Raw genomic sequence first — 13,062 nt, 5'->3', positions numbered from 1 at the left:
CGCCCCATCGCCATGACGTTCCATCTTCACGAGGTTGCCCCGCGCCAGGGCATCGCCTGGACGCGCGAAGGCTTTCGCGCCTTCTTCAAGCGGCCGATGGCACTGGCCAGCCTGTTCATCAGCTTCATGTTCGTCGGCGTGCTGGCCATGGCGCTGCCGGCCGGCGGCCTGCTGCTGGTGCTGGCGCTGCCGCTGCTGTCGCTGGGCTACATGATCGCCACCCGCTCGGCGCTGGCCGGCGGGCCGGTGCACCCGGGCCAGCTGATCGAGCCGCTGCGCGCGGGCGCCGGCCAGCCCGAGGCCCAGCGCCGCCGCAAGTCGCTGCTGATGCTGTGCGCGCTCTATGCCCTGGTCACGCTGCTCATCATCTGGCTGAGCAACAGCATCGACGGTGGCCGCTTCGACCGCCTGCAGGAGCTGATGGCCGGTGGCCAGGGCACCGACAGCGCGAACGAGGCCGAGGTGCAGCGCCTGCTGGCCGACCCGGCCCTGGTCAACGGCCTGCTGGTGCGCTTCGGCCTGGCGGCGCTGCTGGCCATCCCGTTCTGGCATGCGCCGGCGCTGGTGTGGTGGGGCGGCCAGGGGCTGGCGCAGTCGCTGTTCTCCAGCACGCTGGCGGTGTGGCGCACCAAGGGCGCCTTCTTCATGTACGGCGTGGCCTGGGCGCTGGTGGTGGGCGCCTTCGGCATCATCACCGCCACCGTGTTCTCGCTGATCGGCGCCCGCCAGCTGGTGGGCGTGGCCGCCATGCCCGCCGCACTGATGTTCACCGTGGCCTTCTACGTGTCGCTGTACTTCAGCTTTGTCGATACGTTCGGGCAGCCGGAGTAACCCAGCCCCCGCCCAAAGCAAAAAAGCCGGCTCACGCCGGCTTTCTGCATCTCAGGGCTTTGAGGCCTCAGCTGCCCACCACGCCGCCACCGTTCTTGGTGATGGCGACGGTGGCCGAGCGCGGGCGGGCGGTGGTGCCGCCGGCGCCGTAGCCGGCGTTGCCCGGCCAGTGGCTCAGGTACTTGCTGGGGTCCGCCACGTTGGCGGAGGTGATGGTCTCACCCGGGTGCTGGATGTTGACGAACAGCGTCTGGCCGTCCGGCGTCTCGGTGCAGCCGGTCAGCTCGCAGTCCTTCGGGCCCACCAGGAAGCGGCGCAGCGTCGCCGGGGTCGGCGTCTTGCCCACGTAGGTGGTCACGTTCAGCGCGCTGCCGTCGGCCTTGGTGTAGGCCAGCGTCTTGGCGGCGCCGTCGCCCACCGTGCCAGGGATGCCGGCCAGCATCATGCAGTTGGTGACGTCGGTGTAGGCGCCGTCGTCGGTCTGGATCCAGCACAGGCCGCTGGCCTTGCTGAACCACAGGCCGTCGGGGCTGGAGAAGTCCTGGTCGGCGGTCAGCGACGACAGGTTCACCTTGCCGGCATCGGCACCCGACTCGGCACCAAACAGGTACACGTCCCACTTGAAGCCGGTGGCCGCGGCGTCGCCGCCGGTCTCGGCCACGCGCACGATGTGGCCGTTGAGGTTGCCCGGCGAGCCGGCGGCACCGCCGGCGTAGCTGTCGGTGTAGGCGCGCGGGTTGGCCGCGTCCACCACCATCTGCGAGCTGCCGCTGGCGTCCACCTTGCGGTTGCTGTTGTTGGTGAGGGTGAAGTACACCTCGCCGGTGGTGGGGTGCGTGGCGCACCACTCCGGGCGGTCCATCTTGGTGGCGCCCACGGCGTCGGCCGCCAGGCGGGCATTCACCACCACGTCGGCCTGGTCGGCAAAGGCGTAGCCGGTGTAGTTCTTGATGGTGGCGTTGTCGATCGACAGCTCGATCCAGGTGCCGCTTCCATCGGCATTGAACTTGGCCACATACAGCTTGCCGCTGTCCAGGTACTTGTCGCCCACGGCCACGCGGTCGCTGGCGTTGGCATCGGCGGCGGCCCAGTTGGCGGCCGACACCCACTTGTAGATGTACTCGCCGCGCGAGTCGTCGCCCATGTACACGGCCAGCGGCTTGCCTTCCACCAGCTTGCTGAAGGCGGCGCTCTCGTGCGCGAAGCGGCCCAGCGAGGTGCGCTTCTTGATGGCCTTGGTCTTGTCGTACGGGTCGATCTCGACCAGGTAGCCGAAGGTGTTCAGCTCGTTGCGGTAGTCGTCGCTGCCGTCGGCCGAGGTGCCCGTCTTGCTGATGTTCCAGCGCACGTACTTGTCGTCGGTACCGCCGGTTTCCCAGCCGTGGCGGCTGGCCGAGCCCTGCGTGCGGCCGTAGCGGTTGAGCGAAGTCACGCTCTTGTCGCCGCGGGCCGCGTTGTCGGTGCTGGAGCGGAAGAAGTAGCCGGCCCAGTTCTCTTCGCCGGTGAGCAGCGTGCCCCAGGGCGTGATGCCGGTGCCGCAGTTGTTCAGCGTGCCGCGGGCGCTGGTGCCCGTGGTGGAGAAGCGGGTCTTCATCAGCGCGTTGCCGCGGGCGGCGCCGGACAGCTCCACCGGGGTGAGCGGCGTGATGCGGCGGTTGTAGCCAGAGGATTGCACGGTGCCGAAGACACCGTTGGTCTTGCGCACCTCCACGATCGACACCCCGTGCAGCGGCACTTCGCGGTCGATTTCGGCGGCCGGGCGCGGCAGCGTGTTGGTGCCGCCGTTGGCATGCACGAAGGCCGATGCGCGCTCGTTGCCGGCGTGGCTGGTGGCTTCGTGGTTCATGGCCAGCAGGCCACGGTCGGAGCCGTTGGGGTCGCGGCGGGTGCCGTCGGACGACAGGCCGAAGTACTCCATGCCGTCGTGGTGATCGCCGGCGCGGTTGTCGAAGTCGCCGTCGGTGCCGTCGTTCTTGTAGGCGGTGGTGCTGGCGGTCAGCGGGTCACCCAGCGCGTAGATCACGGTGGCCGTGTAGCCGGTGGGCACGCTGCAGACGTCGGCCACGCTCTTGGCCACGGGGGTGAAAGACAGCGCCGTCACCATCTGCGGGGTGTCGTCGTCGCTGTCGCTGCCGCAGGCCGACAGGCCGATGCCGCCCAGCAGCGCGGTGGCGGCCGTGCCGATGCTGCCGCGCAGGATGGAGCGGCGCGACAGCCGCGCCTGCAGCACCGTGTCAAAGCTGGCGTTGCGGGTGGGGTTGTGGTCGACGGTATCGGGGTCGACGTAGCGCAGTTCGTAGTCGTTCGGCTTGATCAAGGAAAACCTCGCGGGTGCTAGGGCAGACAAGCCCGCGATGTTCTCGGCCGACGATGAAAGGGACGTGACATGCGTGTGACCAACGCATGACACGCCCCTGCACGGACAGCCGGCTTACAGCTCCGGCGTGGTGGGCGGCGCCACGCGCGGCTTGGCCAGCATCTCCCAGGCATAGCCCAGGCGGATCAGCGTGCCCTCGGCGAACTCGCGGCCCAGCATCTCGAAGGCCACCGGCTCGGCCACCGTGGCGCTGGCCGTGGCCTTGGCGAAGCCGGCCGGGAAGGCCATGGCCGGGAAGCCGCTGAACGGGCTCAACCGGTTGTTGCTGCCCGAGTTGACGCTGGCACCGTTGAAGCCCTGCAGCACCGGGTACACCAGCACGTCGTATGCGGGGCCCTTGGCGGTGCCGGTGGCAAAGTCCTTGTTGTCCAGCGCGGCCAGCACCCGCGGGATCACGTAGGCGTCACGCGGCTTCAGGTTGCGCTGCCAGGTCAGGTAGGCAGCGCTGGTGGTGTCGGACAACGCGGCGCCATTGGCCAGGTAGCCGTTGAATGAGCGCAGCACCGTGGCCTCCGACGGGAAGGCCGCCAGCGCGGTGGCCACCTCCTGCGTGCTGCGCAGGTGCTGGTCGGTGGTGGAAGGCCAGGACGACAGGTAGGCCGTCAGGTCGGCCGAGAACTCGTAGGCCGACAGGCTGGCGAAGCTGCCCGGGTTGCCTTCGATCGGCGCCGACGCCGCGCCGATGACGATGCGGTTGTCGGTGATGACCACGTCTTCCACGATGGCGCCGGCTTCGCGCATCCTGGTCAGCGCGGCTTCCAGCGTGTCGAGGAAGGCCTGGTTGGCCGCGGTGGCGGTGGGGAACATCGCCCGCACGACGCCGATGCGTGCGCCCTTCAGGCCATCGGCCTTCAGCTCGGCGGTGTAGCTCTTGGGCACCTGGGTCATCGTGGCGTAGGCGGCGGCGTCGGCCACCAGCGGCGCGTCGTAGGCCTTGGCGCTGCGCTGACCGCTGAAGGCGCTGGCGTCGTAGCCCACCATCGCATCGAGCAGCAGCGCGCAGTCGGCCACCGCACGGCACAGCGGGCCCGCCGTGTCCTGCGAGTGGGCCAGCGGCACGATGCCGTCCTGGCTGACCAGGCGGAGCGTGGGCCGGATGCCGAAGAGGCCTTCCACCGCCGAAGGCACACGCACCGAACCGCCGGTGTCGGTGCCGATGCCGATCATCGCCAGGCTGGCCGCCACCGCGGTGCCGGTGCCCGACGACGAGCCACCCGGGCTGTTGGCCGGGATGTAGGCATTGGCCACGCGGCCGCCCAGCGCCGAGGCGCCGCCGAAGCCGAAGGCGAACTCATCGAGGTTGGCCTTGCCCAGCACGATGGCACCCTTGGCCTTCATGTTCTTGACGATGAAGGCGTCGTCCGGCGGCTGGTTGGCCGCCAGCGCCAGCGAGCCGGCGGTGGTGGGCATGTCGCCGGTGTCGACGTTGTCCTTGACGATCACCGGCACGCAGTGCAGCGGGCCGGCCAGGCGGCCGCTGCCGAAGTAGCGCTGGTCCAGCGCATCGGCCTCGGCCAGCGCCTTGGGGTTGGCCAGGATCACGCTCTTGAGCGCGGGGCTGGACGGAAAAGCGGTGCTCGGGTCCTTGTCGTAGGCGGAAATCCGATTCAGGTAGCCCTGCACGATGTCGCGGCAGGACACCTGGCCCTTGCTCATGGCCTCATGGAACTGGGCCACCGTGGTTTCCACCAGCGGGAACGGCTTGCGGTTGGGATCGAGATAGACGCCATCGTCGCCGCCGCAGGCGGCCAGCACGGCCAGCATCAGGCTGCTGGTGCCCAGGGCCAGCCAGCGGCGGCGGCCAGCGAAGAACGTGGAATCGGGGGCTCGGGTCATGGGGGTACTGCTCCTGCCACCCGCGCCGGCGCCTCACCACGAGGAAGACCGTCACACGGGCAGGTGCCGGCAGAACGCAACGATCGTGCCCGTGTGAAGCCAGGTTGCGCGCACGAATGCGTGCGTAAAGCAACCAATTGGGCGACCCGTCGGAAGACCGCGGCAAGCGCCCCTGGCGCCGCCGCTGCGGGGCGCCTTAGGATGCGCGTCCAACCGGGATCAGGGACCTCCACTGTGGATGCGACCACGCTGTTGATCACCAACGCGCTGCTGTCTTCGGCAGCCGCCGTGGTGATGGCCGTGGTGCTGTGCACCCGCAGGACCTACCCCGGCTTCGGCTTCTGGACGGGCGGCATCGCCTGCCTGGCGCTGGGCGCGGCGCTGCTGGTGCCGGGCGTGCTGCCCCCCACGTGGGCCACCCGGGTGGGCCGCAATGCGGTGCTGATGACCGGCCACCTGATGCTGCTGCGCGGCATGCTGCAGTTCCGCGGCTGGCGCGTCGGCCCGGGGCTGGAGGCGGCGGTGGCGCTGGCGTTCCTGCTGCCCTTCAGCTACCTGAGCCTGGACGCCGGACAGCTGGGCGCCCGCATCGTCTGCTATTGCCTCTTCTCGGCCGCCATCAACAGCGCCACCGTGGCCGTCACCTTGCGGCGGCGCCCACCCTACTTCGGCTCCAACGACCGCTTGCTGGCGCTGTGGCTGCTGCTGTTTGCGCTGATCACGCTGGTGCGGGCGGCCCAGGAGCTGGCCGACGTCAGCACCGCCTTCGAAACCATCAAGAGCTTCGGCAGCGTCTACGCACTGGCGCAGATCCTGTCGGTGCAGCTGGTCACGCTGACGCTGGTGAGCATCAACTCCCAGCGCATCGAGGCAGACCACCGGGCCGGCGCGGCCGACCTGCAGCAGCGCGAACAGCAGCTGCGCCTGATCGGCGACAACCTGCCGGCCGGCTTCATCTACCGCTACACGCTGGCCGATGGCCACCGCCACTTCGACCATGTCAGCAGCGGCATCCAGCGCACCTTCGGCCTGTCGCCCGCCGACGTGATGCGTGACGCCAGCCCACTGTTCGCGATGCTGGCGCCCGAGATGCAGCCGCGCTACGCCGAGGAAGAGGCCCGCAGCGCCGCCCAGCTGACCGACTTCCACGCCACGCAGCGCTTCAACCTGCCTGACGGCACGGTGCGCTGGCTGGACGTGCGATCGCACCCGCAGCGCCGCCCCGACGGCGCCATCTTCTGGGACGGCGTGGCGCTCGACGTCACCGACACCATGGCTGCGCGAGCCAAGGTCGTGCGGCAGGCCGGCTTCTACCGCTGCCTGTCGCAGTGCAACGCAGCGGTGGCGCGCAGCGACAGCCAGGCCACGCTGTTCGCTGCGGTGTGCGACGCCATCATCGAAGCAGCCGGCATGCGCCTGGCCTGGGTGAGCCTGGCCGATGCCGATGGCCGCCTGCAGCTGCAGGCCCAGGCCGGCGCGCCCGCGGACCTGCCGCAGCGCCTGCTGGCGGAGAGCCCCGCACCTATGCAAGCGCCCATGCAGGCGCCCGATGAGCAGGCCCTGCGCAGCGGCGAGCCGCTGTGGTGCCAGCACCTGCCCACCGACGCCCCTGCGCAAGCCTGGCAGACCCTGGCGACACAGGCCGAGTTGCAGGCCCTGGCCGCGCTGCCGGTGCGCCGTGGCGGGCGCGTGGTGGGTGCGCTGACCATCTGCGCCGGCGAGACCCAGGCCTTCGACCCTGAGACTCGGCACCTGCTGGTGGACCTGGCAGCCAACATCAGCTTTGCGCTCGACAACTTCGACCGAGAAGCCGACCGCCGGCAAGCCCAGCAGGCGCTGGACGCCCACCGCCAGCAGCTGGAGGAGACGGTGGAGCGCCGCACCGCCCAGCTGGCCGAGGCCCGCCAGCGCGCCGAGGCTGCCAGCCTGGCCAAGACCGCCTTCCTGGCCAACATGAGCCACGAGATCCGCACGCCGCTGAACGCGATGATCGGCATGGCCCACCTGATCCGGCGCGAGGACCTGAGCCCCCGGCAGGCCGACCGCCTGCTCAAGCTGGAGGTGGCGGCCCGCCACCTGCTGGAAGTGCTGAACGCCGTGCTCGACCTGTCGAAGATCGAGGCCGGCAAGATGACGCTGGAGACGGTGCCGCTGCGGGTGGAATCCACCGTGTCCAACGTGCTGTCGATGCTTGGCGAGCGGGCCGAGGCCCGGCAGCTGCGGCTGCACAGCGAGGTGGACCACATGCCGCGCGACCTGCTGGGCGACCCCACGCGGCTGCAGCAGGCCTTGCTGAACTACGCCAACAACGCCATCAAGTTCACCGACCGCGGCAGCGTGACCCTGCGCGCGCGTCTGCTGGAAAAAGACGGCCGCAGCGCGCTGCTGCGCTTCGAGGTCGAAGACACCGGCACCGGCATCGACCCCGAGGCCATGCCGCGGCTGTTCGAGCCGTTCGAGCAGGCCGACCGTGCCCGCACGCGGCGCGCTGGCGGCACCGGGCTGGGCCTGGCCATCACCCGCCGGCTGGCCAGGCTGATGGGCGGCGATGCGGGCGCCACCAGCCGGCCGGGCGGTGGCAGCACCTTCTGGTTCACGGCGCGGCTGCAGCGTTCAGCGGCCGGCGTCGATGCCGCGGCGCCGCGGCCTGAGGGCGATGCCGAGGAGGCGCTGCGCCGCCGCCATGCCGGCACGCGGGTGCTGGTGGCCGAGGACAACCCCGTCAATGCCGAGGTGGCGCAGGCCATCCTGGAGGAAGCGGGCCTGCTGGTGGACGTGGCCACGAACGGCGAGATGGCCGTGGCCATGGCGCTGCAGGGTGGCTACCGCCTGGTGCTGATGGACATGCAGATGCCGGTGCTGGACGGCCTGGACGCCTGCCGCGAGATCCGCCGGCAGATGCCGAACGACACGCTGCCGGTGATCGCGATGACCGCCAACGCCTTTGCCGAGGACCGCGCGCTGTGCGAGGCCGCCGGCATGGACGACTTCATCAGCAAGCCGGTGGACCCGGCGGCGCTGTACCGGCTGCTGCTGCACTGGCTGGATGGACGACCTACGAAAGACGGCTAAAAGGGACCGGTTGGTCGCGGGCTCGTGGAATCGGCCTACACTACCAACTTTACGAACCTATCGTACTTGACATGGCCTCCGTCAATAGCGTCATCATCATCGGCAACCTCGGGCGAGTCTCCCGTAGCTCATTGGACGAGAGCGGTCAGACAGCCTTTGACAGTTGTTTAGCTGCCCTGGCTGGCTTTTGCTCGGTGTTCGATGACCTGAATGCCAACGCATTCGCTGAGGCTGCACGACGGCTTCAAGAAGCATCACGCCTCCTGCGCAAGCTGGCCGGCCGCCTTCCGATGGTGAAGGCGCGCGCTGCGTTCGTGACAACCGCCGCGCAACGCAACGGGGCGTTTTTCCACGCGGCGAAGGTTGACGCACGCAACCTTCCCTGAGCAGAGTTGCCCCGATGAAGTTTGCACCTCACCTTATCTCAACGGACTCCCGCGGCAGCGTGAGGGTCCGCACCAAGTCCACGACCTCCAACGACTTCGTTTCCGTCGCAGCTACCAAAGCCCTGCTGGCCGACAGCCTGGCGATGCGCCAGCAGCGGCTGGACGCTGGCGACATGGTGTCGACGGAAGAAGCAGCGCAAATGACCGGTACCAGTCGCGTGACGATGAATGCCTGGATTGGCAGCGGGCGAGCCATTGGGCTGACCCGCGTCAAGCGGGGGTTCAGGTTGCCGAAGTGGCAGTTTGAGGTCCCCATGTGGGAAGCGCTGCCGAAGCTGACCAAGGCCCTGGGCACCGCAGAAGGATGGGCCGTGCTCACCTTCTTGGAAACGCCTCACCCGGGTCTGGACGGCGCGACGCCGCGCGAAGCCATCGAGCGAGGCCTGCAGGACCGTGCGATCACCCTGGCTGGAACGGAGAGCAGCTGACGCCCCAGCTCATGAAGCTCGCAGACCTCGAATACCTTGCACCTCATCTCCTGGCCCAGGGCCAATCCCTGTTCCGCACGCAGCGCACTGCTTTGGTTGGAGAAAGCGTCGCGCGCGGTCCCTTGCACCTTGCGCCGATCGGCTCACTCTCTGGTCGATTCGACCTTGCCAGGGTCCCATGCGCCTACTTGGCGGAGGCGCCAGACACTGCATTGCTCGAGGCGGTTTTCCGACGCGAAAGCACCGGCGTGTCCATCGCCGGGCTTCAGTTCCGTGAGCTACTCGCTGTTCAGACGCGGTCTGAGTTCGTTCTGGGCGACCTTCGGCCACACGCATCAGCATGGCCGGTGCTGCAGTCGCTGCGCTTCTCCGAGACACAAGCGCTTGCCGCAGAGGCCAAGCAGGCGGGCTTCAGCGGGTTGATCTACCGCTCTGCACAGCACTTCGCACAAGACTGCGTGGTGCTGTTCGACCCTCCCGCAGGGGCCATGAAAGCCCTGTGGCGCACTCCCCTTGCCAACCGTCAAGGCGCGGTAAGCAAGTGGGTCGCCGAGGTGGCTCGGCGCTCGCTGGTCCCGCTGGTACCCTAAGCCACGGTCTACAGCCGCACTCAATCCACCGGCGTCAGCTTGGCCACCGACAGCGCCAGCCACTTCATGCCGTGGCGGCCGAAGTTCACCTGCGCGCGGGCATCGTCGCCCTGGCCTTCCAGCGTCAGGATCAGGCCTTCGCCGAACTTGGTGTGGAACACCGACTGGCCCACCCGCAGGCCATGGCTGGGCGCCTTGGGCACCAGCGGCGGCGGCGCCGGGGCCACGCGGCCGGCGCCCACCATCGAGCCGAAGCCGCTGCCACGCTGCCAGGCCTGCTGGTACTCGCGCGCAAAGCCCGAGCCGAAGCCCTGCTGCTTGGGCGTGAGCCACTTCAGCGCATGCTCGGGCAGCTCGTCGAAGAAGCGGCTCTTGACGTTGTAGCGCGTCTGGCCGTGCAGCATGCGGGTCTGGCTGAAGCTCAGGTACAGCCGCTGCCGTGCCCGGGTAATGGCCACGTACATCAGCCGCCGCTCTTCTTCCAGCCCGTCGCTGTCGCTCAGCGCGTTCTCGTGCGGGAACAGGCCCTCTTCCATGCCGGTGATGAACACCGCATCGAACTCCAGGCCCTTGGCCGAGTGCACGGTCATCAGCTGCACCGCGTCCTGGCCGGCCTGGGCCTGGTTGTCGCCGGCCTCCAGCGCCGCGTGGGTGAGGAAGGCCGCCAGCGGCGAGACGATCTCGCCGGTCTCGGCATCGGGCGTCAGGTCGGGGCCGGGTGCGGGCGCATCGCCGCTCAGCGTGCCGGGCGCATGCTCGTCCACCGGCAGCGCCACCGCGTCCTTGCCGAAGCCCTCCTGCGTGACGAAGGCCTCGGCGGCGTTGACCAGTTCCTCCAGGTTCTCGATGCGGTCCTGGCCTTCCTTCTCGGTGCGGTAGAAGTCGATCAGGCCGGCATCGTGCAGCATGTGCTCGATGATCTCGCGCAGCGTCAGGCCACGGGTGCGCTCGCGCAGGCGCTCGACCAGGCCGACGAAGCCGGCCAGATTGCTGCCGCCCTTGCCGGCCACCGCGCCCACGCTCTGGTACAGGCTGCGGCCGGTGCCGCGGGCGGCGTCCTGCAGCTGCTCGATGGTGCGCGCGCCGATGCCGCGGGCCGGAAAGTTGACCACCCGCAGAAAGCTGGTGTCGTCGTTCGGGTTCTCGATCAGCCGCAGGTAGGCCAGCGCATGCTTGACTTCGGCGCGCTCGAAAAAGCGCAGACCGCCGTACACGCGGTACGGAATGCCGGCATTGAACAGCGCACTCTCGATCACCCGCGACTGCGCATTGCTGCGGTAGAGGAGCGCGATTTCCTTGCGCGCCAGGCCGCCGCGGTGCAGCTGCTGGATCTCTTCCAGCACCCACTGCGCCTCGCCGAAGTCGCTGGTGCTTTCCACCACGCGCACCGGCTCGCCAGGGCCGGCATCGGTGCGCAGGTTCTTGCCCAGGCGGCGGCTGTTGTGGGCGATCAGCGCATTGGCGGCGTCGAGGATGTTGCCGAAGGAGCGGTAGTTCTGCTCCAGCTTGACCACCCGCTCGACGCGGTACTCGCGCTCGAAGTCGGCCATGTTGCCCACCAGCGCACCCCGGAAGCCGTAGATGCTCTGGTCGTCGTCTCCCACCGCGAACACGCCCTGGCCGTTGCCGGGGGGCGCGAACATCTTCAGCCACGCGTACTGCAGCCGGTTGGTGTCCTGGAACTCGTCTACCAGCACATGGCTGAAGCGGTGCTGGTAGTGCGCGCGCAGCGGGTCGTTGTCGCGCAGCAGCTCATACGTACGCAGCATCAGCTCGGCAAAGTCGACCACGCCTTCGCGCTGGCACTGGTCTTCGTAGGCCTGGTACACCTCCACCATCTTGCGGGTGTGCTCGTCGCGCACCGGCACGTCGCGCGGGCGCAGGCCTTCTTCCTTGCTGCCGGCGATGAACCAGCTCAGCTGCTTGGGCACATAGCGCTCTTCGTCCAGGTTCATCGCCTTGACGATGCGCTTGACCGCCGACAGCTGGTCGGCCGTGTCCAGGATCTGGAACGACTGCGGCAGGCCCGCCAGTTTCCAGTGCGCGCGCAAGAAGCGGTTGCACAGGCCGTGGAAGGTGCCGATCCACATGCCGCGCACGTTGACGGGCAGCATGGCAGACAGCCGCGTCATCATCTCCTTGGCGGCCTTGTTGGTGAAGGTGACGGCCATGACGCCGCCGGGCGTGATGGCGCCCTGCTGCAGCAGCCAGGCGATGCGGGTGGTCAGCACGCGGGTCTTGCCCGAACCGGCACCGGCCAGGATCAGGGCCGGCTGGGCTGGCAGCGTCACCGCGGCCAGTTGTTCAGGGTTCAGGTTGCGCAGCAGCGGGTCGTCTTGCATCGGCCCGATTCTAGGAGGGGGGTGCCGACGAGCCGGCTGCCACGCCCGCGTGGCATGCTGGGCCGATGGGCTTGTCTTCCTGGTTGACATGGCGGCGCGGCGCCGCAAGAACGCCGCTGAACCTGGCGCTGCAGGGCGGCGGCGCTCACGGCGCCTTCACCTGGGGCGTGCTGGACGCGCTGCTGGAAGCCGACCGTTTCGCGCTGCAGGCGCTGAGCGGCAGCAGCGCCGGGGCGATGAACGCGGTGGTGCTGGCGCAGGGCCTGATGGAGGGCGGAACCGAGGGCGCCCGCGCGGCGCTCGACCGCTTCTGGACCGCCATCGGCAGCCACCTGCCCTTCGAGTGGCTGACCACCGGCGGCGACGAGTCGCCCAGCCTGAGCCCGGCCGCGCGGCTGCTGATGCGCTGGACCCAGGCGTTTGCGCCGCACCAGCTCAACCCGTTGGACCGCAACCCGCTGCGCGACGTGCTGGCCGCGCAGGTGGATTTCGAGCGGCTGCGCGCCCACCGCCGCGGCCCGCGGCTGAAGATTGCCGCCACCGAGGTGAACAGCGGCCGGCTGCAGGTGTTCGAGCGCCCGCGGCTGAGCGTGGAGGCCGTGCTGGCCTCGGCCTGCCTGCCCACGCTGCACCACACGGTGCTGGTGGACGGCCAACCCTACTGGGACGGCGGCTACAGCGCCAACCCCGCGCTGCTGCCGCTGCTGCAGGACCCCGCCTGCGCGCCCGACACCCTGCTGGTGCTGCTGGCACCGCGCAGCCATGCCCGCACACCGCGCAGTGCGGCCGAGATCCGCGAGCGGGCCATGGACATCGCCTTCCAGGCGCCCTTCCTGCGCGAGCTGGCGCTCCTGCACGAGATGCAATCGGCCCTTGGCCAGCCGTGGTGGCCGCAACCCGGGCTGGCGGGCCGCCTGGCGCGCGCCCGCTGGCACCTGGTGGACGGCCAGGCTACGCTGGCGGCGCTGAACGGTGAAACACGGCTGATCGCCCACCTGCCCTTCCTGCAGCGCCTGCGCGATGCCGGCCGCGCCGAGGCCCAGGCCTGGCTGGCCGGGCCCGCCGCCCGTGTAGGCCAGGCCAGCGGTGTATCGCTGGCCCAGGTGGCGTCATCCACACTTTGACGGATGCGCCACGGCC

At 69.4% G+C, this 13,062-nt stretch carries 9 protein-coding genes; 6 read left to right on the top strand and 3 right to left on the bottom strand.

Annotated features, from left to right (window positions below):
• Positions 1-12: 12 nt before the first annotated feature.
• On the top strand, positions 13-831 hold the full coding sequence (locus tag MW290_RS17670) for a BPSS1780 family membrane protein (RefSeq protein ID WP_250199014.1): 819 nt from the start codon (positions 13-15) through the stop codon (positions 829-831).
• A 67-nt stretch (positions 832-898) separates the two neighbouring features.
• Here MW290_RS17670 and MW290_RS17665 read toward each other — a convergent pair whose 3' ends face one another.
• Positions 899-3,148: a PhoX family protein gene (locus MW290_RS17665; protein WP_250199013.1), complete on the bottom strand. Its 2,250-nt coding sequence runs from the start codon at positions 3,146-3,148 to the stop codon at positions 899-901.
• 114 nt (positions 3,149-3,262) lie between these two features.
• Complete coding sequence (locus MW290_RS17660) at positions 3,263-5,044, bottom strand: amidase family protein (RefSeq protein WP_250199012.1); 1,782 nt, start codon at positions 5,042-5,044, stop codon at positions 3,263-3,265.
• 234 nt (positions 5,045-5,278) lie between these two features.
• Here MW290_RS17660 and MW290_RS17655 point away from each other — a divergent pair, with 234 nt between their 5' ends.
• From MW290_RS17655 to MW290_RS17640, 4 genes are all read left to right on the top strand, one after another.
• Positions 5,279-8,116 (top strand): ATP-binding protein, encoded by a 2,838-nt coding sequence (locus tag MW290_RS17655; RefSeq protein WP_250199011.1) that lies wholly within the window; start codon positions 5,279-5,281, stop codon positions 8,114-8,116.
• Positions 8,117-8,187: 71 nt separating this feature from the next.
• Positions 8,188-8,502, top strand: a complete 315-nt coding sequence (locus tag MW290_RS17650; RefSeq protein ID WP_250199010.1) for a hypothetical protein — start codon at positions 8,188-8,190, stop codon at positions 8,500-8,502.
• Positions 8,503-8,516: 14 nt separating this feature from the next.
• Positions 8,517-8,990 carry a hypothetical protein gene (locus MW290_RS17645; RefSeq protein WP_250199009.1) on the top strand — a complete coding sequence of 158 codons (474 nt, stop codon included), beginning with the start codon at positions 8,517-8,519 and terminating at the stop codon, positions 8,988-8,990.
• An 11-nt stretch (positions 8,991-9,001) separates the two neighbouring features.
• Positions 9,002-9,580, top strand: a complete 579-nt coding sequence (locus MW290_RS17640; protein ID WP_250199008.1) for an RES family NAD+ phosphorylase — start codon at positions 9,002-9,004, stop codon at positions 9,578-9,580.
• Between the two features lie 20 nt (positions 9,581-9,600).
• On the opposite strand, the gene MW290_RS17635 is transcribed toward MW290_RS17640, so the two are convergent.
• Positions 9,601-11,922, bottom strand: coding sequence for a UvrD-helicase domain-containing protein (locus tag MW290_RS17635; RefSeq protein WP_250199007.1), 2,322 nt, complete (start codon positions 11,920-11,922; stop codon positions 9,601-9,603).
• 65 nt (positions 11,923-11,987) lie between these two features.
• Between MW290_RS17635 and MW290_RS17630 the strand changes: the two genes are divergently transcribed.
• Complete coding sequence (locus MW290_RS17630; RefSeq protein ID WP_250199006.1) at positions 11,988-13,046, top strand: patatin-like phospholipase family protein; 1,059 nt, start codon at positions 11,988-11,990, stop codon at positions 13,044-13,046.
• Positions 13,047-13,062 lie beyond the last annotated feature (16 nt).

The organism is Aquincola tertiaricarbonis, from assembly GCF_023573145.1.
Lineage (GTDB): Bacteria > Pseudomonadota > Gammaproteobacteria > Burkholderiales > Burkholderiaceae_C > Aquincola > Aquincola tertiaricarbonis_B.
This window is presented reverse-complemented; position numbering and strand designations above follow the sequence as displayed.